Genomic DNA, 23,437 nt, shown 5'->3' on the forward strand with positions numbered 1-23,437 from the left:
ATTCACCATCCTCAATATTTTAACTTTTTTCTTTAATATCTAAAATGTATGCTTTCCAAGCATTTTCAATAAAAACTGCAAGTTTTATTTCTTTTTTATTTCTAAATTTATTATATTTTTTCTCTTTTAGATATATTTTAAACATATTTTGTATTATACTATGTATGTAGCTATCTATATATTATACATAAACATGCTTTATTTGTAATATAATCTGTTAAAAAATCTTCTTTAATATTTTTTAAAGGAGTTTATTTTAGCTTATTTTATAAAAATAGCTACTTATATAGATAAATTAAGGAGGAACACAAGTCATGGGAAACGTATTAGAAGGATTAAAGCCAGAAAATGTTTTTAAAAACTTTGAGAAAATATCTCAAATTCCTAGAGGTTCTGGAAACGAGAAAGGCATAAGTGATTATTTACTTAGCTTTGGTAAAAATTTAGGGCTTGAAACTATCCAAGATGAAAGTTTAAACATAATAATAAGAAAGCCTGCTACAAAAGGATATGAAAATTGTCCAGGAGTAGTTCTTCAAGGACATATGGATATGGTTTGTGAAAAAGAAAAGAATGTTGAACATGATTTTCTTAAAGACCCTATAAAATTAAGAATTAATGGTGATATGATATACGCTACTGGAACTACTCTTGGAGCTGACAATGGTATCGCTGTTGCTATGGGTATGGCTATATTAGAAGATAATACTTTAGAGCATCCAGCATTAGAAGTTTTAGTTACTGTTAATGAAGAAGATGGTATGAACGGTGCTGATGCATTAGACCCAAGCTTAATCAAAGGTCAATATATCTTAAACATGGACTCCGAGGAAGAAGGATACCTGTTAGTTAGTTGTGCTGGTGGTAAAACTTGTGTTGTTAGTCTACCTGTTGAGTACAAAGAAGTTGGAGCTGACAAACAAGCTTTATTAGTTGAAGTTACTGGATTATTAGGTGGACATTCTGGTATGGAAATTGTTTTACAAAGAGCAAATGCTAACAAAGCAATAGCTAGAGTATTAAGCGTACTAGATGTTGATTACGAATTGGTTTCAGTTGATGGTGGTACTAAGCATAATGCTATACCTCGTGAAGCTAAGTGTGTAATAGCCGTTGATAAAGCTGATGTTGAATCTGCTAAAAAACAAATAAATGATATTTTAACTGCATTTAAACATGAGTTTACTACTTCTGACCCTGATATGGCTTATTCAGTAGTTGAAACTTCTGCAACTAAAGCTCTTACTAAAGACTGCAAAGAAAAAGTTATTCAAATGTCAAGCTTAACTCCTCACGGTGTTCAATCTGTAAGTCTTGATATAGAAGGGCTAGTTGAAAGTTCTACTAACTTCGCTATAATTGAAACTAAAGAATCTACTATTGAATTCTTAACTTCTGTTAGAAGTTCTGTTATGTCTATTAGAGATGAGATAGCTGATAGAATAAGACTTTTAGCTCAAGCTTTAGGTGCTAACTATGGTCTTACATCTCAATATCCAGCTTGGGAATTTAAAAAAGGTTCTAAATTAGAAAAAATATGTAGTGAAACTTACGAGAAATTAACTGGTAAAGTTCCTACTGTTATGGCTCTACATGCTGGTCTTGAGTGTGGATTATTACTTGATAAACTTCCTCATGCTGAAGCTATCTCTATAGGACCAGATATGTTTGATGTTCATACTCCAAAAGAACACGTTAGTATACCTTCTATTGCTAATGTTTGGGATTATGTTATTGAAATATTAAAATCTATGAACCAATATTAAGACTAAGTTTTAAGAGATTTTAATTCTAAGTAAATCTATATAAAATTAACCCTGTAAATTAAGACTAATGTTAGCATCAAGTTTAATTTTAGCATTAATTTATAGAAATAAAGCCTAATGATGATAATAACATACATCATTAGGCTTTATTATTTTCACTTTAAAAAGATTTATTATATACTTTCTATTTAGAAATTTATTATATTTTTATACTTCATCTTATATAAATTAACACTTCTATTTTATTTACAATTATACAAAACTCGTTCAATTATATCTTATTTCTAATTTCTATAGTAAATCTTTCTAAAAATTATACTTCTACTATTTTAAATTTATTTCTTCCTTGCTTCTTAGAATCATAAAGAGCATCGTCTGCCATTTTGTATAATTCATCATATTTCTGTCCATATTTTGTTATCGCTACACCCATACTTATAGATACACTTTTTCCATTTGGTAACTTTATAAGGTGAATCTGTTCATATACATAATTACATTTAGCGACAAGTTCTTCCTTATTTATTATATCTCTAATGTAGATACTAAATTCGTCTCCACCCAAGCGACCTACAATATCATCTTTTTCAAAACTTCTTTCAAGCATTTTTGCAACATCAATTAATACTTCATCTCCAACTAAATGTCCATAATTGTCATTAATAGACTTAAAATAATCGATATCTAAAATTAGCAAAGCTCCGTTTTTGTTAGGAGATAAAGTCGATAAACTTTCTGCTGTTAACTTTCTAATATATGCTGCATTAAAAATATTTGTTAAACCATCTTTTTGAGCCTTATCCAGTAACCTATCCTTTTCCTCTTTTTCAGAATCAATATTAGATATTTTTCCAATTACATACACTGGTACATTTTTTTCATTATAAATTATTTTTGAAGTAATCCTAATCCAGTGACAATTACCATCAGAGCAGAGAGAATACATTTCAGTAGTCCCATTTTCCTGTGATTTGATTACATCAGAAAACTTTTTATTATATTCTATTTCAATTTCACTCATAGTACTATTATCACTCTTACTTATACCATAATAAGTACTAATTCCTTTCCCTTTCATAGAAACTATCAATTTATCTTGTCTATAATCATATTCAAAAAAGTATTCACTTGCCATTTCATACACTTCAGAGTGCTTTTTAAGTTCCAAAGAGATTTTCTGATTCATACTTTTACGTGTATGCAAGCTCCATGCCATACCTCCAATAATACAAAGTAATAAACTAGCAACTATTAAAACAGTTTCAATTGGATTTTGTTGCATAATATAAAGCAGTGAAAAATCTTGTCTATATGTAGTATTTTGATAAATAATTGATTGCATCTTTTCTGATGGAATACTTATAATAGCTTTATTAAATATACCCAATAATTCCTGCTTACTTGGTTTAACTATACCAAAGCAAATACTCTGTGGCTCATAAGTCTGTGGAACTAAACGTACATTTTTGTACTTAGGTTGATTCATATAGTACTGTATAGAATAGCCTTCTCCATAAGTATAATCTACATCTCCCTTGTTGACGGCTTCTATACACTCTTCCAAAGTATCATACCATACAACATCTCCCTTAAAATAATTATCATAAATGATACCTTTAGGTAGAGCTAGACGCTTTCCATCCAAACTATTCTCATTTAATTTATTGTTAATCATCATAATGTATTGAGTAGAAACGAATGACCGAGACATAGTTACATTGTGTTTACGAGAATTTTCATAATCATAAATCATTCCTGCTACAATATCAATTTCATGATTTTCAGTCATTTTGTCCAAATCTTTTTGGGACTTTGCAGGTACCAGTTCAAATTTCAGTCCAGTTTTGTCAGATATATGATTCAATAAATCTATTGATATCCCTTTTAATTCGCCTGTTTTTTCATCTATGTTTTGAAATGGTGGCTTATTTAAAAGTACCCCAACTTTTAATGTATCTATATCTTTAATATATGTAGTTTCATCATCAGACAAAAGCATCTTATTATTTTCTGGTGTAAAATATTTTTCATATAGAGTAGTTGAAAAATATGGGTCTGTCTGTTCAATATTGTTAATTGCTGAGTTGAGCCTTTGAGTTAGGTCTGTATTACCTTTAGGTGTAATAAAATAGAATGGTTTTGGTGAGAATTTAGCTATAGTACGCACACCTTCTATTGGACTCATACTCACATTAAGCAGTGCATCTGCCTTACCATTCTTTAGTGCTTGTAACTGTTCTTCTTGTGACTTACAATATACTAATTTAGGTGATATTAAATTCATCTTGCAATATTCATTTAATTCTTTAAGCCTAGTATTAGAATTCTCTATTACAGCAATACGAATTTCTTTCATAGATTCTAAACTTATACTATCAATAGCTGTATTTTCATATAATACTTGCAATACTGTATTTACTACTCCATAACTATTACCTGCATAATTATACAATTTTTCCATCTGCTCATTGTATAACATGCCTCCCATTATATCAATCTCACCTTTTTCTAGCATTTTCATTAGTTTTGTAAGAATTTCATTTTCATCTCCAGATACTTGAACAAATTCATAATTCCATCCAGTATATTGCGCAATTTCCAACAAATATTCATATGTATATCCAGAGTATTTACCTTGCTTATCTAGTTCAGTTAGACCTTTTTGAATAGGATAAGCAACCCGAATAGTACGACTATCACTACCTAAAGCATTAACATTAAAAGGAAATATGCCAGAAGTGAATATAGACGCAATTACAATAATTAATAAAAGTAATTTTTTTGAATTCACTATACACTCCTCCATATAATTAAGATTTACAGTGCAAATTACTATATAAATTTTTAGATATGAAAAAATAGATTAGCATATAAAAGGATATAAAAATTTACTTAAAAATTTAAATATCCTTTTATATACAATATATCTAAATTATAACTGATTTATTTGATTATTACAATAAATTTGCTATATTAAATATATACATTCTCTCGTATTAATCGCTAGTATATAATACATTTTAAGTTCTATCTTATTTCAAATTTAGCACTATTTCTATTTACAGTTCTCTTATATTTTACACTTGGGTATCCCAATATAAATGAAGTTATAACTGCTTCATTATCATTCATTCCCAATAACTCCTTTAACTTTGGCTCTATATTTGATGCCATAACAAAAAATCCATTGTAACACATTCCTAATCCTTGAGAATAAGCCATAAGCTCCATATTAGATGCAGCTAATCCACCATCTACATATACACTTCCTCCTAAAGAAGTGTCACCAACAACTACCATAAGTAATGGTGCATCATAAAATAGAGAATCATATCCTTCTTCTTTATATCTTTTGTACATTCTCTTAAATGTATTTTTATACATAGAACGTACAGGGTCTTCATCATCAGTGTTTAATGCCAAGTTATAAAGCCCTTCTATTGCTAATTCTTTTACTTCTTTTAGTTTTTCTTTTACTAATATGTATCTTATAGGTTGTCTATTTCCACCTGTTGGTGTGTATCTTCCTGCTTCTACTATATTTTTTATTTTTTCTTCTTCTACCTCTATGTCTTTATAGCTTCTTATACTTCTTCTAAATTTGATGAAGTTTAGTAATTTTTCAGGCTCTAAATCAAATTTTTCATGATTGAATTCTAATACTTCATTTTTATCAAATCCCTGCATTTCTATTGCATCTGTTGGACATATCGCCATACAGTGACCACAGTTAATACAGAGAATATTTTTCACCTTTGCTTTATCTTCTTTAACTCTTATTGCATTTACAAGGCAGTCTGACTCACACATGCCACATCCTACACATTTGTCTAAATTTATGTCTATCATTCCAGCTTATTCCTCCATTTTAAAATTTTCACTCTAGTATAAATCAAATAGTTGTCTAAGTCAATTTTTATTTTTTTAACAATATACAAGCTTTAATTTTTTAATTAATCTAAGAAATTTACACTGTAATCTTTCAATTTGCCATTATCATATATTATCTTTGCACTAAAAATTTTGCCTGTTTTAGCCCAATCTAAAAATAACCTGTCACCTTCCCACATATTTAAGTCAAATATTTTATCATTATCAACCCAAAGTAATTTGCCTTCTTTACAATCATCTAAATCTTTGCTAGATAAAGTTCCTTCAAATTCATCTGAAAAATACAAAAACATATACCAATCTTCTTCATCTTTAAATTTTGGAAAAGTTATCAATCCTTTATATGTTAATGACTTAATAGTAAGACCTGTTTCTTCTTTAACTTCTCTGATTATACATTCTTCAGGTGTTTCTCCCTGCTCAAACTTTCCACCAACACCTACATATTTACCTTCATGTACATCATCTTTCTTCTTATTTCTATACAACATTAAAGTCTTACCATCTTTTTCTATATAACAAATAGTCGTAAGTTTCATATAATTCGCCTTACTTTCTCTTTTCTATTTTTCATTTACTCATTTTCATTGTTTTCAAGTACATCACTAATATTCTTCATTGCATTAAGAGAAAGCTCAGCAAATTCATCAAATGGAATACCTATATCTTCTATACTTCTCATCGCATCTCTATTTACATTTGAAGCAAATCTTGTTTCTTTCATTCTTTTAATTACAGATTTTGTCTTTACACTTGTAAGTTTTTTATCTGGATAAACTAAAGCTATTGCAGTTATAAATCCAGTTATAGGGTCTGCTGCATATATAGCTTTTTCCATTAGGCTAGTTCTTGTAACTCCCATACCATCATGATGACCAAGTATTGCTCTATACATTTCTTCATCACCAAAATTTTCTTTTTTAAGAAGTTCTACAGTCGTTGTTGCATGACCTTCACAGATTTCTCCTGGCTTTCTTCCAACTATATCTGAATCCAAATCATGTAAAAGACCTGCAACTGCCCATTTTTCTTCTTTTTCTGGCTCTAGTCTTTTGGCTAAATCTTTCATAACTGCTTCAACTGCATAGCAATGTTTTCTCATTCTATCAGTTTCTAAATACTTAAATAAAATCTCTAAAGCTTCTTCTCTCATTTTCAGAAATCCCCCTGTTTTTTCATATATATGATATTTTTTTATATTAATATACATAAATTCAAGTTTTTTTATATATTTATGTATATTTTTCATGTTATATCTATTCTACACCTTTATAGTAGTGTCCTGCAACTGTTCCAATTTCGTCCAATTGCTTATATAAATTAGTAGCTTTTTCTCCAAGTTTATAATTATTGTTTAAAACCTCAATATGGGCTTCAATAACTTTTTTTACCATTTCACTATTTTCCACTGTAAAATCTATTCTAAATATATCTACTCCAATTTCATCTAATTCATAAAGATTGTCCAACATACAAGTGACCTTTGAATTGTAAATAGTGCTTCTACAGAATATATCTTGTGTTATCCTATAACTTGCATCTGTAAAATCTCTCAGAGCATAACTGCTCTCCTTACATTTAGCTACTCTCTTATCTTTTTTACAATCTCTAACAACAACCCCCATAGGACAGTATTCTGTGACCATCATAGGCGTATATCCATATATCACTGCTTCAATTTCTGCATCTGTATATTTTAACGTTTGTTCAATCTCACTTAAATTTAACTCTTGTGATAAACAAACCGTACTTGCTCCTACATCCCTAAAGTGATTTATACTTTCACTATTAAAAGAGTTCAAATAGCAATCTATATTTAGATTTTTATCTTTAAAATAATCCATAGAACCCCAATTGCCAACTTGAATTTTATTAAGCCCTTTTATGTTATCTAATACTTCAAACTGTTTGTATTCTCTATTTCTAATAATTCTTGGTGCTGAATAGATTAATCTATCTTCAAGACTAGGTGTTTCTTCACTTGAAGCCATTTCCAAAGCTTCAGATAACGTGTTTATATCTTCATAATAAATTAAATCTACATTATATTTTAGTACTGCTTCTAATTGCTCTAAATTCTTAACTTTAACTCTAAGTTTAGGAGTTGTATTAAATTCTTTATGTCGATTTATTTTAATTGGTCTGTATTTTAATTTGCTTTCCTTAAATTTTCTATCTTTTATCTTTATTCTTTCTTCATCCAAAAGCTCAATACAATCTCTTCTCATTTGATTTAATATACTTATAGGCATACTTACACCTTCATCTAAATCAATTTCTATATTTTTTAATTTATAAGGCGTATTTCCAAGTTTTTGAATCTGTGTTTCGATTTTTTCTTCACTTAAAGCAACCTTTATAGCTTTTTCAGCTACCTTTTCACCCTCTACAACTGCTTTATTACCACAAAAATCACTTATAGAAAGTACTGGTTTTTCACCCAATTTAATACTTACTTTTGCACTTATGTTAGTTTTTATAAGTTCTTTATCTTGCTGGAATGTAGACTGTACTTTGTCCATTAATTCACTGTCTGAAGTCTTGAATATAAGTTGATTTCTCTTTGCTTCCCCAATAAAGTCTAATTCGATTAAATCTCCTTTGTGTGCTATTGTAGTTATCTCTCCATCTTTTATAATTCTTCCAATAGTCCCTCCACCTAAGTTGATTCCATCCCCTTTTTTAAGGGTATTCTCTAGTATCACTCTAAGTCTCTTTGTTTTTCTATTATGGTCTAAAACTTTTCCAACATATAGACCTTGATTGTTAGGTCTATCAGAATTCATTATATCCTTACCAACTTCACCTAATATATATCCTTTAGTAAACTTTCTATTGAAGATAGTATACAAATTATTTATTATTTCCTCAGAAATATTTATTTTATTCCTACTTATAAACTCATTAATCGCTTCTCTATACCCTGAAACTACAGTAGCTACATATTCTGGCTTTTTCATTCTTCCTTCAATTTTTAGAGATAATACTCCTGCTTCGATTATTTTATCTAAATCTTCTATAGTACTTAAATCTCTAGGACTTAATAAATACTCTCCATTACTATTTACTACTTCACCTGTATTTATATCTATTAACTCATATTTTTGTCTACATGGTTGTGCACATCTACCTCTGTTTCCAGACCTGTTTCCTATCATACTACTCATAAGACATTGACCTGAATAACATACACATAAAGCCCCATGCACAAATACTTCTATATCTACAGTTGTATTTTCACAAATCCATTTTATCTCATCAACATTTAATTCTCTTGCCAAGACCACTCTATCAAATCCTACACTTTGAAGGTATTTTACATCCTCTAATGAATGAGCTACCATCTGAGTACTTGCATGTAATTCAAAATCAGGTAGTAATTTTTTTATAAGCCTTGCCATACCTATATCTTGAACTATTAATGCATCAATATCTATATCATATAAAAATTTTACATACTCGACAAAATCATCTATCTCATACTGTTTTATCAATGTATTTACAGTGACAAATACTTGTACTCCTCTTATATGACAATATTTAACAGCTTCAATCAGTTCATTTCTATCAAAGTTATTTGCAGATGCTCTAGCACTAAAGTCTTTTCCACCTAAGTACACAGCATTTGCTCCATTTTGTACTGCTGCTTTCAGTGAATCAAAAGAGCCAACTGGTGCAAGTAATTCTATTTTTTTCATATTTTTCTCCTCTATTTATACTTATTAGGTTAATATAATTATATCTATAACATAAATATTTACATTAAATTTATACACTATTTACTATATAAAGTATATCAAATAATGACTCCATTTTTTTATCAATTTACATTAAGTTAATTTTCATTAAATGAATCATCTTTATTGATAAACATAATTCCAAAGACTACTGCCAAAATAAAGAAACATATTAGGATTGATTTTTCTACAAAAATTCTTGTAAAAAAAGTACCTAAAATAGCTCCAAATATAAAGAATATAATAATAGAATAATACTGCAAACTCTTTTTTATCATAAAAATATTCTTAGTCTGTATATAATGAAATAATGTTTCTGTCGCACTTCTTAAATTTCCAGTACACATTGTAGTTGCAAAACTATTTCCATTTACCTTTCTAAAACTCTCTACTTGCATTGAAGAAATAAAAGAAATAGCAATATTTACAAACATATTAAATTGCCCTCTAGGTACAAAAGAAACCACAAGTATTGTAATCATTTCAATTATAACGATAACTTGACGCCAATGAATCTTAGAATTCTTTTTAAAGTACTTTCTTATTTTCTCTGCTATAAATACACCTAACATAAATGCCAAAATAGGAATCAAGTAATAAAAAGATTTTTTTATATTACCTTCTGCTATATTAAGTCCTAGTAAGACTATGTTTCCAGTCTGTGCATTAGCAAATACTTTTCCTCTTACTACATAAGTATAAATATCTAAAAATCCTCCTATTATCGCCAATAAGGCACATAAGAAGAATGATTCAGACATCTGGCTCTGTTTTGTCATATATAAACATCTCACTTTCTACTGATAGATACCAAATCAAAATTCTTTTAGATATCATTTTTTATTTTAATATTAAAATAAAATTTTATATTTGCATACAATGTATACACTAGTTATATATACATTATATGTTATTTATATTTATTATTTATAAATTAAAAGAAGCTGTCTCAAAAAACAAGAGACAGCAAATCTTTTAATTTATTCCACGTTTTTTACATCATTATTTAACCCTGTACATTTTAGCTGTAAATCATAAGCCTTGTTTTGAAACTCAGAAGCTAAATTTTCAGCTATAGTAGCTCTTTCATTTGATTCTTCAAGCTGAGCAGTTAACTCTTCTATCTTGTTTTTATAAGCATCTAACTCGGCTTTAGAGCCTTCTGTTGTATTACTAAGTTCAAATATTTCTTGCTTTTTATTCTCTATAATCTCAATTAACTCTTTCATTTTAGCTTCAGTTTCACGATTTTCTGCTTCTTTCTCTGCTATTGTAAGTTTTAAAGATTTGATTTCTAATTGAAGCTCTTCGTTAGATGAACCAACCTTCTTGCTCAATTCTTCATTAGCTTTAATCAACCTCTCATTTTCATCTGAACATTCAAATAAAAGGTCTGATATATTTAATGCAGTTAATATTGCAGCAACTGATAAGCTTAGTTTCGGGTTTTGACGTGTTATCTTATCCATTTCTTTATCAACAAAATCAGCAATACTAATCATAAACTTCTCTGACTTGTCTCCAACCATTGGATACTCAACGCCATGGATTTTCACCATTACTTTGTTCATCCTAACCTCCCACGACATTAGTTGTTAATTTGATCTTAAGTTAGCATTCAATTTTTCGCTTAATTCACTTAATATCTTATCATGCACCTTAGCTACTTCTTCATCTGTTAGAGTCTTATCTTTGCTTCTATAAGTTATTGAATATGCAATTGATTTATATCCAGCTTCTATTTGAGAACCTTTGTAAACATCAAATAATTTGTAGCTTTCTACTAATCCTTGACCATTTTCCTTTATTATATCTTCTATTTGCTTTACAAATACATCATCCTTAACAATAAGAGCTATATCTCTTGATGTAGATGGATATTTTGGTAATGGCACATAATTCTTTGTTCTATCAGAATTATCAAATACAAAATCAATATCTATTTCAGCAACATAAACTCTTTGACCTAGATTGTAGTTTTCTATAACATCTGGATGCAATTCACCTAATGTACCTACATATTTATTATTATACACTATTTTAGCACATCTACCAGGGTGGAAGGTAGTATTATTATCTTGAGGTTCAATTTCATAATCTTTGAATCCTACATTAATAAGTACAGTTTCTATAGTTCCTTTTAATGCAAAGAAATCTACGTCCTTGCCATACATACCTACACACATTCTATTTACTTCCATAGGAAGTTCTGAATCTTGTGGTATGAATATATGTCCACACTCAAATGCTGATACTTCTTCTATTTTATGAGATACATTAGTTGATAAAACATCTAACATATTTGGTATTAAAGTAGTTCTCATTACAGAAGTTTCTTCTCCTAATGGGTTCATCAACTTAACAAAATTTCTCTTTATATTACCTTCTGGTACTCTTATCTTGTCAACTCCCTTAGGGCTTACAAATGAATATGTTAATATTTCGTTTAATCCTACAGCAGTTGAATTATTTTTTAGTGCTTCCATGAATTTTTGTTTTGAAGTTTTAACTCCTGCTGTTGTATTTCCTTCTAATTGTACAGAAGGTATATTTTCAAATCCATAAATTCTAGCTATTTCTTCCCATACATCAGCTTCTTGTTCCATATCTGTTCTGAAACTTGGTACATCTACTTCTAGCTTATCATCAGCAATTAAATTACATTTAAATTCTAATGATTCTAAAATTCCTACAAACTGTTCCATTGGAACATCTACACCTAAAAGATGGTTGATTCTTTGAGGATTTACCACCAATTTTTTAGGTTCTGGTTTATTTGGATATACATCAACAGTTCCTTTTAATACTTTTCCTGCTCCTAACATCTCAACAAGTTGTACAGCTCTATTTGCTGCTATTTCTGCAAGATTAGGGTCTAAGGCTTTTTCATTTCTTGAAGATGCTTCTGACCTAATTCCCACTTTTTTAGCTGTCATTCTTATGTTTTCTGGTTTGAAATTGGCACTTTCGAAAAGTACAGTCTTTGTCTTATCAGTTATTTCTGAGTTTGCACCACCCATTACACCAGCTAGACCAAGTGACTTTTCTCCATTTGTTATAACTAACATATCTTTGTCTAATGTTCTTTCAACATCATCTAGTGTTACAAGCTTTTCTCCGTCTTTAGCAGTTCTTACTACTATTCTTCCTGTTTCTACTTGGTTTATATCAAAAGCATGAAGTGGTTGACCAAGCTCTAACATTACAAAGTTCGTTATATCAACTATGTTGCTTATAGGTCTTACACCTGCTTCTGTAAGTCTTCTTTGCATCCAGTATGGAGAAGGTTCTATTTTTACATCAGTTACCATTCTGGCAACATATCTTCTACATAAATCTGGATTATCTATCTCAACTTTGAAGTCTATTTCTTCATCACTTTCTTTTACTTCTATTTCAGGATATTTTACTTTTGTTCCTATAGTTGCAGCTGCTTCTCTAGCTATACCCATCATACATTTGCAGTCAGGTCTGTTTGAAGTTAATTCAAAATCTATTAAAGCATCATTTAATCCTAAAACATCTTTTACATCTTTTCCTAATTCATAAGAGTCTTCGTGGTCTAAAATATATATACCACCTCTTTTGTATTCTTCAATATAATGTTCATCTATACCTAATTCAGCTGCTGAACACATCATACCATCTGATAATTCCCCTCTGAAGTCAGTTTGTGTAATTTCAACTCCTCCAGGTAATTTAGAACCATTTACAGCTACTGGAATATAATCTCCTTCTGATATATTTGTAGCTCCTGTAACTATTTGAACAACTTTATCTCCAACATCTACTTTAGTTACAACTAACTTATCAGCATTTGGATGTTGTTTTATTTCTAAAATCTTTCCAACTAATATATTTTCTACTTCTTCACCATAATAATCTATTGTTTCAACTTTAGTTCCTGTCATTGTCATTTTATCAGCGAACTCTTTTACATCCATGTCTATATCAACATAGTCTCTAAGCCATTTTAAAGATACTAACATCTACACACCCTCCTAATTAAAATTGATTTAAGAATCTCATATCATTTTCGAATAATAATCTAATATCATCTATTTCATATTTAAGCATTGCAAGTCTTTCAACCCCAACTCCAAATGCAAATCCACTGTAAACTTCTGGGTCTATTCCACAATTTCTAAGTACATTTGGATGAACCATACCTGAACCTAATATTTCTATCCAACCTTCATACTTACACATTGGACAACCTTTACCACCACATTTGAAACAAGTAACATCAACCTCTGCACTTGGTTCTGTAAATGGGAAGTTATGAGGTCTAAACTTAGTTTTGATATCAGAACCAAACAATTTTTCAACGAAGATATCCATAGTTCCTTTAAATTCTGCCATAGTAACATCTTTTCCAACAACAAGCCCTTCTATTTGATGGAACATTGGTGAATGTGTCGCATCTGGTGAATCAAATCTAAAGCATCTACCTGGTGCTATTACTTTAATTGGTAACTCTTGACTTCTCATAGATCTTACTTGAACTGGAGACGTTTGAGTTCTAAGTAATACACCATCATTGATATAGAATGTATCACTCATATCTCTTGATGGATGGTCTTTAGGAGCGTTTAATGCATCAAAGTTATTTTCTACTGTTTCAACTTCTGGACCTTCTGCTATAGAGAATCCCATTCCGATAAATATATCTGTTACTTCATCTATAATTTGAGTTATTGGATGTTTCTTTCCAACTTTTAATACTTTTCCAGGTTGAGTAACATCTATTACTTCTTCTCTTAATTTTCTTTCTTTTTCAATAGCATTTATTTCTTCTTTTTTAGAATTTATGCTAAGTTCAATATTCTCTCTTACATCATTGGCAACTTTTCCAACTACTGGTCTTTCTTCAGCAGATAATTTACCCATCTCTTTAAGTATGGCAGTTATCTCACCTTTTTTTCCTAAATACTTAACTCTTAAACTTTCTACACTTTCTATGCTTTGTGCCTCTTTTATTTCAGCTAAAGCTGCTTCACGTAAAGCAAGTAATTTTTCTTGCACACATATCACCCTTTCGTTTTTTTGTATAAAAAAAGCCCCTCAATCCCTGTCTAGGGACGAAAGGCTATAGTTTCGCGGTACCACCCTAGTAGTTTAACAATCTAAAAATCATCAAACCACCTCTAACAAACTTAACGCGTTTTTCACGTCAAAGCCTACTATCAAATTTCAGCTTTGTTACTCCAGAGGGAACTTCTCCTGACCTCTTAGAAAACACTCCCAGCCTCGGTGTTTATCTCTTTACTAAGTTTAATCAAAATACTTTCCTCTTTCATTGCATTTACAATATTATATTGTTTATTTTAGTATTATATCATTTATATCTACATTTTGTGATTATCTTATTGTGACTATTTTAAAGTACAATCACATAATATTTTTATCAATCATTTTTAAAATATATTGACTATTTTTGATACTCTACTATTTAATTCAAGATTATAACACGACATTATATTTATTACAATACATTAAATTAAGTATTTTTTTATTTCATACATCAGTATAGCAGAACTTATTGCGGCATTTAACGACTCAGCTTTGCCATATATAGGTATTTTAACCAAAATATCAGATTTTGATACAAGCTCTTCATTTATCCCATTTGCTTCGTTTCCTATCACCAAAGCTACTTTTGAGCCATAGTCTATTTTGTCATAAAAATTATCTGTATTTAAATAACTTGAAACTATATTAAACCCTTGTGATTTAAGTACATCTACAGTCTCATCTTGTAGGGAATTAACTATATTCATATCAAAAATAGAACCCATAGTTGACCTAATTACCTTTGGATTGTATATATCGACACATCCCTTTAGTGCTATTATTGCATCTACTCCAGCAGAGTCAGCAGTCCTTATTATGGTCCCCATATTTCCTGGGTCTTGTATTCTGTCTAAAATCAATACAAACTTATCTTTTTCATTTATACTTTCTTTTAAATTTTTTTCCTTAAATGAAACTACACCTATTATACCTTGAGTATTTTCTGTGTCTACAAGTTCTTTAAAGTTTTTATTAGTAGTCTTATATACATTTTTGTTTTTTTTATCTAAGTTTTCTAATAGTTCCACGTGTTCCTTTTTATTTTCAAAGTCCTCATTGATAAATACATAATCAAGATTTGCATTACATTCAAGTGCAAGCACTACTATTCTGTACCCTTCTATTATGAAATTTGACTCTTTTGTTCTATTTTTTGACTTTAACAGTGCTTTAGTATATTTTAATTTTTCATTATCCTTACTGCTTATAGTTGTAATCATTTTATCTAAATGCTAACTTAATATTAGCACAACCTCCTTATCATTCTTTATCCTACTTTTAAAATCTTGATTTCGATTAAAACTCTATTCTCAATTAAAATAAAAATAGTATCATATAACTATTCATAATTATATGATACTATCTACTTTCATTGCAATCAAATATATCTTAAATAATAAACTATCTTCTTCTAATTATACCCTTATTTCCAGATGTAATAGCTGTTATGCTAGTATTTTGACCAATTATAACCAATATACTTCCAGCTGTAAGTTCCTCATCAGGAGAAGGTGTCACATTTATATTTTTACCAGTCTTGATGGCAAGCACAGTTATCTCATATCTAGCTCTAAGCTCAAGTTCTACAAGTGTTTTACCAACCCAATCATTTGGAGTTACGATTTCAACAATTGAATATTCTGGGTCAAGTTCAATATGGTCTAATATATTGTCAGAAACTAAATTATGTGCAACTCTTACTCCCATATCTCTTTCTGGGAATACAACTCTATCTGCACCAATCTTATAAAGAACTTTGGCTTGTAATTCATCTTTTGCCTTACATATTATCAACTCTACGCCCATTTCTTTGGCTATAAGAGTCGCCATTATAGATGCTCTTATATCAGAACCTATTGCAACTACTGCTACATCAAAGTTACCTAGACCCAATGATCTTAATGCTTGTTCCTCAGTAACATCCACTATAAGTGAATGCGTTACTTTATCAGATATACTTTGGACTGAATCTTCATTTTTATCTATTGCCATTACTTGATGTCCTAAAAGATGCATAGTAGATGCAACTGAACTTCCAAATCTCCCACACCCAATGACTATATATTGCTTCATCTCGAAACTTCCTCCCTAACACACAATTTGTATAATATCTATTAAATTAACTTTTATATAGATAAATTAATTTAATTTTTATATTTAATATTTTTGTTTTATTTGATTAATCATATCTAAATTTATTTCCTAGATTATTACTATCATTAGTTAATTTATTTAATTAATCACATCTAAGTTTATTTTCCTATATTATATATCATTATTAATCAATTTATCTCATAAATGGTACTCTATCCAACCATAATCTTCCCTTCTGCGTATCTAACTGGCTGACTCTTTCTTTTCCCTCCAGAAAGTATAGCCATAAATAAAGTAAGAGAACCAACTCTCCCCATAAACATAAAGATTATTATTATAACCTTACCTAAAGCATTTAGGTTTGAACTTCCAGCTAAACTTGAACCAACTGTAGCTAGTGCTGAAGTAACCTCAAATGCTGATTGAACTAGCGTAAACTTAGGTTGAGTTATTGAAATAATCAAAGTTCCAAAAATAACTGCGGATATACTAATTACAAATATCCCTAGAGATTTTTTTATAGTTGCTGGAGCTAGTCTTCTCTCAAAAGCTTCTATATCAGATTTTCCTGATAAAAAACTTCTAACTGTAATTATTAATACTGCTAATGTTGTTGTTTTGATACCTCCACCAGTAGATGCAGGTGATGCTCCAATAAACATCAAAATTATCATTATAAATATACTACTTTCTCGTAAAGTAGCTAAATCAAGTGTATTAAAACCAGCCGTTCTTGCTGTTACTGATTGAAATATCGCTGATAATATTTTCCCTTTTACAGGTAATTCTGCCATAGTGGCCTTTTGGTTAAACTCTATAAGAAAAATAAATATTGCACCTACTAAAATAAGTATTACAGTTGAAAATAAAACAACTTTAGAATGCACATTTAATTTTGAAAATCTTTTTTTTCTTACAATATCAAGGACAACTGGAAATCCTAATCCACCTAACACTATAAGTGCGCAAATAGTCATTGATACTGTAACATTGTTTACATAAGAATTTAGCGATGTAAATGGCCCACTTACACTACCCATTAAATCAAATCCGGCATTACAAAACGCTGATATTGCATGAAATATGCTATACCATATTCCTCTAGATAAACCAAATTGTGGAATAAAGACAGTTGATAAAACTAGTGCACCTATTCCCTCTATTGTTATAGTTATTATTAATACAAATCTTGTAAGTCTTACTAGCCCTGATAAATCTGCTTGGTTTAATGATTCTTGTATCAATAATCTTTCTCTTAGTTGTATTTTTTTTCGTGCCATAAGTGAAAACATTGTAGCTACGGTCATAAATCCAAGACCACCAATTTGTATCAATGTTATTATTACTATCTGTCCAAATAAACTCCAATAAGTTGCTGTATCTACCATAACGAGACCAGTAACACAAACCGCTGAAGTAGCTGTAAATAGAGCATTTAATAAGCCTATACTCTCTCTACTCTGTGACGATATCGGGAGTGTTAACAATATGGCTCCAATTAAAATAATTGCTGCAAACCCAGATACCATTATTTGAGTAGGTCGCATTCCATCTGCGTAGAGAATAAGTCTTCTAACTATTGTTTTCAACTTTCTTTATACCTCCTTAACATAAAATCATTACTGTTAAGACCTTTAATTTGTTTATTTTTAGAGCTTTCCTCTAAATTATTATTCTATTATAGTATAAATATTGTATAAAGACAATGATATGAATTTTTATAATTTTTGTTTGGAATATTGCAAATTTTTATATATGTCTTTTAATTTCAATTACATCAAAAATTCCTATATTTTTTGCATATAATAAGTATAATATTAGAATAGTTTTTCGCATTTTGTACTTAAAATTTATTTATCATTTTACCAATACAATTTTCATATACTTTTTTGAAGTTAAGTTTTTATATTATTTATAATCTTGTCCATATTTTTGTATTAAATTTTCTTAATATGCATTTTTTATATTTAATATAGTAAAATAACTAATAACTATATCCATGATTGGAGGATTTCTATGATTAAATCCAAGAAAAGATTATTTATTTCTCTAATTTTAATTGTAATTTTTATTATATTTGCATTATACATAAAAAATTATACTAATGATTCAAAAAAAGATTCAGTTAGAGGAACTATTCCTTTTGAAAAAATGGAATATAAGCGTCCTGATATAAAGTCAGTATGCGAAAATATTAACACATATAACGACAAACTTTTAACATGTAAAAATGCCAAAGAGCAATTGAACGTATTTAATAATGTCGATAAGATTTACCAAGACTTCTATAGTACACTTACTATAGCAAAACTTAGAAACAATATAGATTCATCAGATGAATTTTACTCTAAGGAATACAAGTACCTTATGAGTAAATCTGTGGATGTTGACATGGCATACAAAGATTTTCAGGATACATTTGTAAATTCTAAGTTTTCTAAAGAACTAAAAAAAGAAATTGGAAAAGATGGATTTAATTATTTAAAAAACATTGGAAAGCTTAATTCAGAAGAAGTCGAAAACCTACTTAAAAAAGAGCAAGACTTAGTTGTTAGATATGAAGACTTATTATCTAAGTCTACTGTATCAGTAGATGGAATGGAAATAGATTTTGAAGAAGCTATGTCAAAACCCAATCTTAGTTATGAAGAATATGTAAAAATTTATTCAGATTACTTAAAAAAATACAACCCTATATTTGGTAATATTTTTTTAGAGCTTGTGCAGACGAGAACTGAGATAGCAACTAAACTAGGTTTTAAGAATTATACCGATTATGCTTATTTAAATTTAAATAAAGATTACTCCCAAGAGGATGCAAGAAAATTTAGAAGTGAGGTAAAAGAGTATATAGTTCCATTATATATGAAAGTTACATCACAACCTTCTGACTCTTCTATTTATATTAAGGCATATAAGAATCGTTCATTTAGAAAATTTGATAAAGTACTTGAAGATATATCTCCAAAATTAAAAGAGTGTTTTAATTACATGAAAAAATATGACTTATACGATTATTCTTCTGGAAAGAACAAATCACCTGGAGGTTATACTACTTATATAAACAAGTACAAAGCACCCTTTTTATTTAATACATGGGACAATTCTTTTTTAGGTGTTACTAGCTTTGCCCATGAGTTTGGTCATTTTTATAATTACTACAACAGTATTAACTTAAATAATACGATACAGCCAAGTATTGATATATGCGAAGTTCATTCTACATCTTTAGAAATTTTATTTTACAAGTATTTTGATGAATTCTTTGGGAAACAATCTGAAGCCATAAAAAAGGAACACTTATCGATTGTTTTAAATACTATTATTGATGCTTGTCTTTACGATGAGTTTCAAGAAATTATATATAAAAACCCATATATGAGCTTAAATGATATCAATAAACTATTTTTTGACTTAGAAGAAGAATATGGAGTATCTAATAAGATACTTAAAGACAAAAATGCTCCATTTTGGATACTTGTATCTCATAACTTCCAAGTTCCTTTTTACTATTTAAGTTATGGCCTTGCATCTGATGTATCTCTTCAAATATGGGAGTTATCACAGGATGACTATAGAAAAGCTGTTGATGTATACATGGATTTTTTAAATCAAAATACAGATGCAGGATTTAAAGATGTAGTAGAAAAAGTTAATCTACAATCTCCTTTTGAAAGCGGAAACTTGGAGGAAATAAGCTCAGCTTTATACGATTATTTTGGTCTAGAGAACCCTCTTGAATTAGAAAATGCTTCTTAACATTTAATAATAAAAACGTCAGAAATTTTATAAGCCTTTGCTTTTATTACTTCTGACGTTTTGTATATTTGCCCCGTTAGATTAATATTTTTTTATGTACATAATTAAAAGAATTATAGTAATCAATAAAAACACACCTGTAAAAATAGCACTATTCATGTGAAATTTAATAGAACTTGTATCTGTTACCTTGTTATTTCTAATCCAAAAACCACAAATCATAGTTGAAATAAAAAATAAAGCAGTAATAATACTTGCACCAATAGTTATAAGTTTCATTTTACATCATCCCCTTTGATAATATTTTCTATTAAAATATCAATAAAATTATCTCTCTGATGTTTAACTTTTATATTTGTACCACTATATAATTGAAATGATTCTGGTGATAAAGCCACCATTTGTATAGGTAAAATAATTTGTAAGGCAATAGTTCTTAAACTCATTTCGTCTTTTTCGTCCCCAAATATATTACGAAGTATAGGAATGATAGCAAGTTGTGCCTGCATATTTCCATTGATTATACATTGATTCAATATAAAAGGTAGTACCTTATCATAATGTATACCAATATCACACAGTCTCTTCAATAAATCCTTTAAGTTCTCAACAGAATCTAGAGTATATACACTATCATACGATAACTCTGTTATTATATTTGACATTGTATCTCCTATTGCTATACTCAATAAATTATCTTTAGTCTTAAAATGATAATTTATTAATCCAACTCCAACCCCTGCACGTTCAGCAATTTGACGAACTGTAATCTTATCAACATCCTCTACTTCTTCTAAAATCCTTAATGTAATTTCAATTATACGCTCTCTCGCATCTTTATCTTTTTCTTTATTTATCATAACATACCTCCAAAACATTTACATTTTTTGTTCTGAACACGTTCAGTATAATGGTTTTTTTATTATATGTCAATATATAATTTTTAGTTGACTCTACCACTATGATATGGTTTATATTGAGATTGAGCTCAAAAATAATACCTTTATAAAGGAGATATAAATATGTTTAAGATAGGCGATTTTTCAAAACTTAGTAAAATTAGTATTCGCATGCTACGTCACTATGATGAAATTGGACTTTTAATACCAACTCATATAAATAAAATTAATGGTTATAGATACTACAGTGCAAATCAACTTTCCACTACAAATAGAATCCATGCCTTAAAAGATATGGGATTTAGCTTATCTTCTATCAAAGAAATTTTGACGGAATACAATGATAGAGAAAGCTTGATAAGGTATTTAAATATCCACCATTCTCAAGTAAGAGAACATCTAGAAGACACGCAAAAAAAACTATTAAAAATAGAAACTACTATTGAGAGAATTGAAAGGATTGATATTATGAAAAATTATGATGTAACTATAAAAGACTTTGCTCCAAAATATATGATGACTTTAAGAAGAACTATACCTACTTATCAAGATGAAGGAATGCTATGGCATCAATTATGCTCAGAAACAAAAGGGCATAATGTACAAGTTGATGTTCCTAACTATTCTAAAGCAGTCTTTTATGATGTTGGGTATAAAGAAAATTATGTTGATGTTGAGATACAACTTGCTGTATCTGGAAATTATAAAGATACTGAAAATGTTAAGTTTAGAACTGTTCCAAGTGTAACTGCTGCAACTGCTATTGTAAAAGGAAACTTCAATCAACTTACAGATGCTTGTGAGGCTATTGGTAATTGGATATCTGACAATAACTATGATGTAGATGGCCCTATGTTTAATATTTATCATATAGGACCTGGTCAAGACAGTAATTCTGATAATTGGGTAACAGAAGTATGCTTTCCAGTTAGAAAAAAATAAGTTTCAATGATGTTTTATTTATGTAATATTTGTATTCTAGCTCTTGTTGTACTTCTTTATAAGTCTTTTAAACATAGATTCATACTTTAAGTACTACTTTTGAATAAACATCCCAATTAATGACTAAGAAATTGCTATAACCATCAATTACAATCGGCTTTAGATTCTTTCGTTTTTTCAAACTTTGCTAGAATGTCTGACAAGCTTCCTAACTAATAGGAACTTGTTAGACCTCACATTTTATTTCTTCACTGAGTATAAATATCCTTTGTTAAACTTACAAACTAGCGAATAATATTTATTTTTATTCTAATATCTTATTTTCCAAACATCGAACTACTAATAGCAAAAGTGTATTTTTTCATAGCATTGTTAACTACTCTATTGAAAGTACCATATTCACATTCTCACCTTCTGGATAATTACCTTGACCCCATTTACCGAAATGTTTCCCATAATAATCTTTAGGATTAAAACAATCACTTACCACAAAACCACATTTTTCATAGGCCTTTATAGCACGAGGATTTTTAATCCATGGTCGAATAATAAATGTGCCTATCTCATAGTCTCTAGTCAAGCTGTCAATTAACAACTTCATAGCTTTTGAACCAATCCCCTTACCAGTATATTTCATTGAACGCAACCACATATCTAGCTCCATATTAGGTATCTTCCCATCATTGTATGCATGAGAAATGGTCCCCACAATTTGATTATCATATTCTATAAGCAAGTATTTATTAAGACCAGGAGTACTACTAAAAAAGTAAGATTCTTCATCATGAATGTCAGACCAGTCAAAATCCTCTTTATTATCAAACATTGACTTCCATATCTCATCTTCCTCAAATGCCATATCATATATTAGTTTTCTATCAGAATCTTCAGCTTGAACTACTCCACCTTAATTACCTTCGGTAATGTTTGAAGGTGGATATTCCTATTCGATAGCACTTTTGCACTAAGCATTCATAGGCTCTAAGGGCTGTTCCATCCCCACTAATCTTAATCCTTCTTTTAGTATATTTATGCTGGCATTTATATCTCTGTCATGCTGTGTATGGCACTCTGAACAAACCCACTTTCTAAGTGATAAGTTTTTTACATCTTTATTTCTATGAGCACATACACTACATAACTGACTTGATGGATATGTATTTCCTATTACAGAAATTAATCTCCCATACCAAGTAGCTTTATACTCAAGTAACCTTCTAAATTCATACCAACTAACTTCACTTATTGCACCTGCTAATTTATGATTCTTAATCAT

At 29.3% G+C, this 23,437-nt stretch carries 19 protein-coding genes, 1 pseudogene and 1 other annotated feature; of the genes and pseudogenes, 3 read left to right on the top strand and 17 right to left on the bottom strand.

Features of this window, described 5'->3' with window-relative positions:
• Window positions 1–19: 19 nt before the first annotated feature.
• Window positions 20–145: a hypothetical protein gene (locus tag KGF41_RS20895; RefSeq protein WP_255287811.1), complete on the bottom strand. Its 126-nt coding sequence runs from the start codon at window positions 143–145 to the stop codon at window positions 20–22.
• A 169-nt stretch (window positions 146–314) separates the two neighbouring features.
• Between KGF41_RS20895 and KGF41_RS11405 the strand changes: the two genes are divergently transcribed.
• Complete coding sequence (locus tag KGF41_RS11405) at window positions 315–1,766, top strand: aminoacyl-histidine dipeptidase (RefSeq protein ID WP_227829458.1); 1,452 nt, start codon at window positions 315–317, stop codon at window positions 1,764–1,766.
• Between the two features lie 313 nt (window positions 1,767–2,079).
• Here the strand turns inward: KGF41_RS11405 and KGF41_RS11410 are convergent, their stop codons facing one another.
• From KGF41_RS11410 to KGF41_RS11465, 12 genes are all read right to left on the bottom strand, one after another.
• Complete coding sequence (locus KGF41_RS11410; protein WP_255611385.1) at window positions 2,080–4,572, bottom strand: diguanylate cyclase domain-containing protein; 2,493 nt, start codon at window positions 4,570–4,572, stop codon at window positions 2,080–2,082.
• Window positions 4,573–4,793: 221 nt separating this feature from the next.
• Entirely contained in the window at window positions 4,794–5,615 is an 822-nt protein-coding gene (locus tag KGF41_RS11415) for a nitroreductase family protein (RefSeq protein WP_227856670.1), read from the bottom strand.
• A 104-nt stretch (window positions 5,616–5,719) separates the two neighbouring features.
• Window positions 5,720–6,196, bottom strand: coding sequence for an NUDIX hydrolase (locus KGF41_RS11420; RefSeq protein ID WP_227850451.1), 477 nt, complete (start codon window positions 6,194–6,196; stop codon window positions 5,720–5,722).
• A gap of 35 nt (window positions 6,197–6,231) precedes the next feature.
• Window positions 6,232–6,810, bottom strand: a complete 579-nt coding sequence (locus KGF41_RS11425; protein ID WP_227829454.1) for an HD domain-containing protein — start codon at window positions 6,808–6,810, stop codon at window positions 6,232–6,234.
• A 103-nt stretch (window positions 6,811–6,913) separates the two neighbouring features.
• The gene (locus KGF41_RS11430) at window positions 6,914–9,355 is read right to left on the bottom strand and encodes a DUF3656 domain-containing U32 family peptidase (protein ID WP_227856671.1); all 2,442 of its coding nucleotides are present in this window, start codon (window positions 9,353–9,355) and stop codon (window positions 6,914–6,916) included.
• Window positions 9,356–9,492: 137 nt separating this feature from the next.
• Window positions 9,493–10,173 (bottom strand): YoaK family protein, encoded by a 681-nt coding sequence (locus KGF41_RS11435; protein ID WP_227829452.1) that lies wholly within the window; start codon window positions 10,171–10,173, stop codon window positions 9,493–9,495.
• A 201-nt stretch (window positions 10,174–10,374) separates the two neighbouring features.
• Window positions 10,375–10,965 (bottom strand): cell division protein ZapA, encoded by a 591-nt coding sequence (gene zapA / locus KGF41_RS11440; protein ID WP_227829451.1) that lies wholly within the window; start codon window positions 10,963–10,965, stop codon window positions 10,375–10,377.
• Window positions 10,966–10,989: 24 nt separating this feature from the next.
• Window positions 10,990–13,383, bottom strand: coding sequence for a phenylalanine--tRNA ligase subunit beta (gene pheT / locus KGF41_RS11445; RefSeq protein WP_227856672.1), 2,394 nt, complete (start codon window positions 13,381–13,383; stop codon window positions 10,990–10,992).
• Between the two features lie 16 nt (window positions 13,384–13,399).
• Entirely contained in the window at window positions 13,400–14,419 is a 1,020-nt protein-coding gene (gene pheS / locus KGF41_RS11450; RefSeq protein WP_227829449.1) for a phenylalanine--tRNA ligase subunit alpha, read from the bottom strand.
• A gap of 49 nt (window positions 14,420–14,468) precedes the next feature.
• Window positions 14,469–14,703, bottom strand: a binding site (T-box leader).
• A 186-nt stretch (window positions 14,704–14,889) separates the two neighbouring features.
• Window positions 14,890–15,687, bottom strand: coding sequence for a TrmH family RNA methyltransferase (locus KGF41_RS11455; protein WP_227856673.1), 798 nt, complete (start codon window positions 15,685–15,687; stop codon window positions 14,890–14,892).
• A gap of 181 nt (window positions 15,688–15,868) precedes the next feature.
• Entirely contained in the window at window positions 15,869–16,540 is a 672-nt protein-coding gene (locus tag KGF41_RS11460; RefSeq protein WP_227829447.1) for a potassium channel family protein, read from the bottom strand.
• 233 nt (window positions 16,541–16,773) lie between these two features.
• Window positions 16,774–18,150, bottom strand: a complete 1,377-nt coding sequence (locus KGF41_RS11465; RefSeq protein WP_227829446.1) for a TrkH family potassium uptake protein — start codon at window positions 18,148–18,150, stop codon at window positions 16,774–16,776.
• A 427-nt stretch (window positions 18,151–18,577) separates the two neighbouring features.
• On the opposite strand from KGF41_RS11465, the gene KGF41_RS11470 reads away from it, so the two are divergent.
• Window positions 18,578–20,320, top strand: a complete 1,743-nt coding sequence (locus KGF41_RS11470) for a peptidase M3 (RefSeq protein ID WP_227842772.1) — start codon at window positions 18,578–18,580, stop codon at window positions 20,318–20,320.
• Window positions 20,321–20,401: 81 nt separating this feature from the next.
• Here the strand turns inward: KGF41_RS11470 and KGF41_RS11475 are convergent, their stop codons facing one another.
• Both KGF41_RS11475 and KGF41_RS11480 read right to left on the bottom strand, forming a co-directional pair.
• Complete coding sequence (locus KGF41_RS11475; protein ID WP_227829444.1) at window positions 20,402–20,599, bottom strand: hypothetical protein; 198 nt, start codon at window positions 20,597–20,599, stop codon at window positions 20,402–20,404.
• Window positions 20,596–21,180: a TetR/AcrR family transcriptional regulator gene (locus tag KGF41_RS11480; protein WP_227856674.1), complete on the bottom strand. Its 585-nt coding sequence runs from the start codon at window positions 21,178–21,180 to the stop codon at window positions 20,596–20,598. The genes KGF41_RS11475 and KGF41_RS11480 overlap by 4 nt, the downstream gene beginning before the upstream one ends.
• Before the next feature lie 162 nt (window positions 21,181–21,342).
• On the opposite strand from KGF41_RS11480, the gene KGF41_RS11485 reads away from it, so the two are divergent.
• Window positions 21,343–22,161 carry a MerR family transcriptional regulator gene (locus KGF41_RS11485; protein ID WP_227829442.1) on the top strand — a complete coding sequence of 273 codons (819 nt, stop codon included), beginning with the start codon at window positions 21,343–21,345 and terminating at the stop codon, window positions 22,159–22,161.
• A gap of 376 nt (window positions 22,162–22,537) precedes the next feature.
• Here KGF41_RS11485 and KGF41_RS11490 read toward each other — a convergent pair.
• Window positions 22,538–23,035 (bottom strand): annotated as a pseudogene (locus tag KGF41_RS11490) (GNAT family N-acetyltransferase); the annotation flags it as partial.
• Between the two features lie 90 nt (window positions 23,036–23,125).
• Window positions 23,126–23,437, bottom strand: a 312-nt coding sequence (locus tag KGF41_RS11495; protein ID WP_227854701.1) for a transposase, incomplete at its 5' end; no start/stop codon positions are given.

This window comes from Clostridioides sp. ZZV14-6150, assembly GCF_020657875.1.
Classification (GTDB): Bacteria; Bacillota; Clostridia; order Peptostreptococcales; family Peptostreptococcaceae; genus Clostridioides.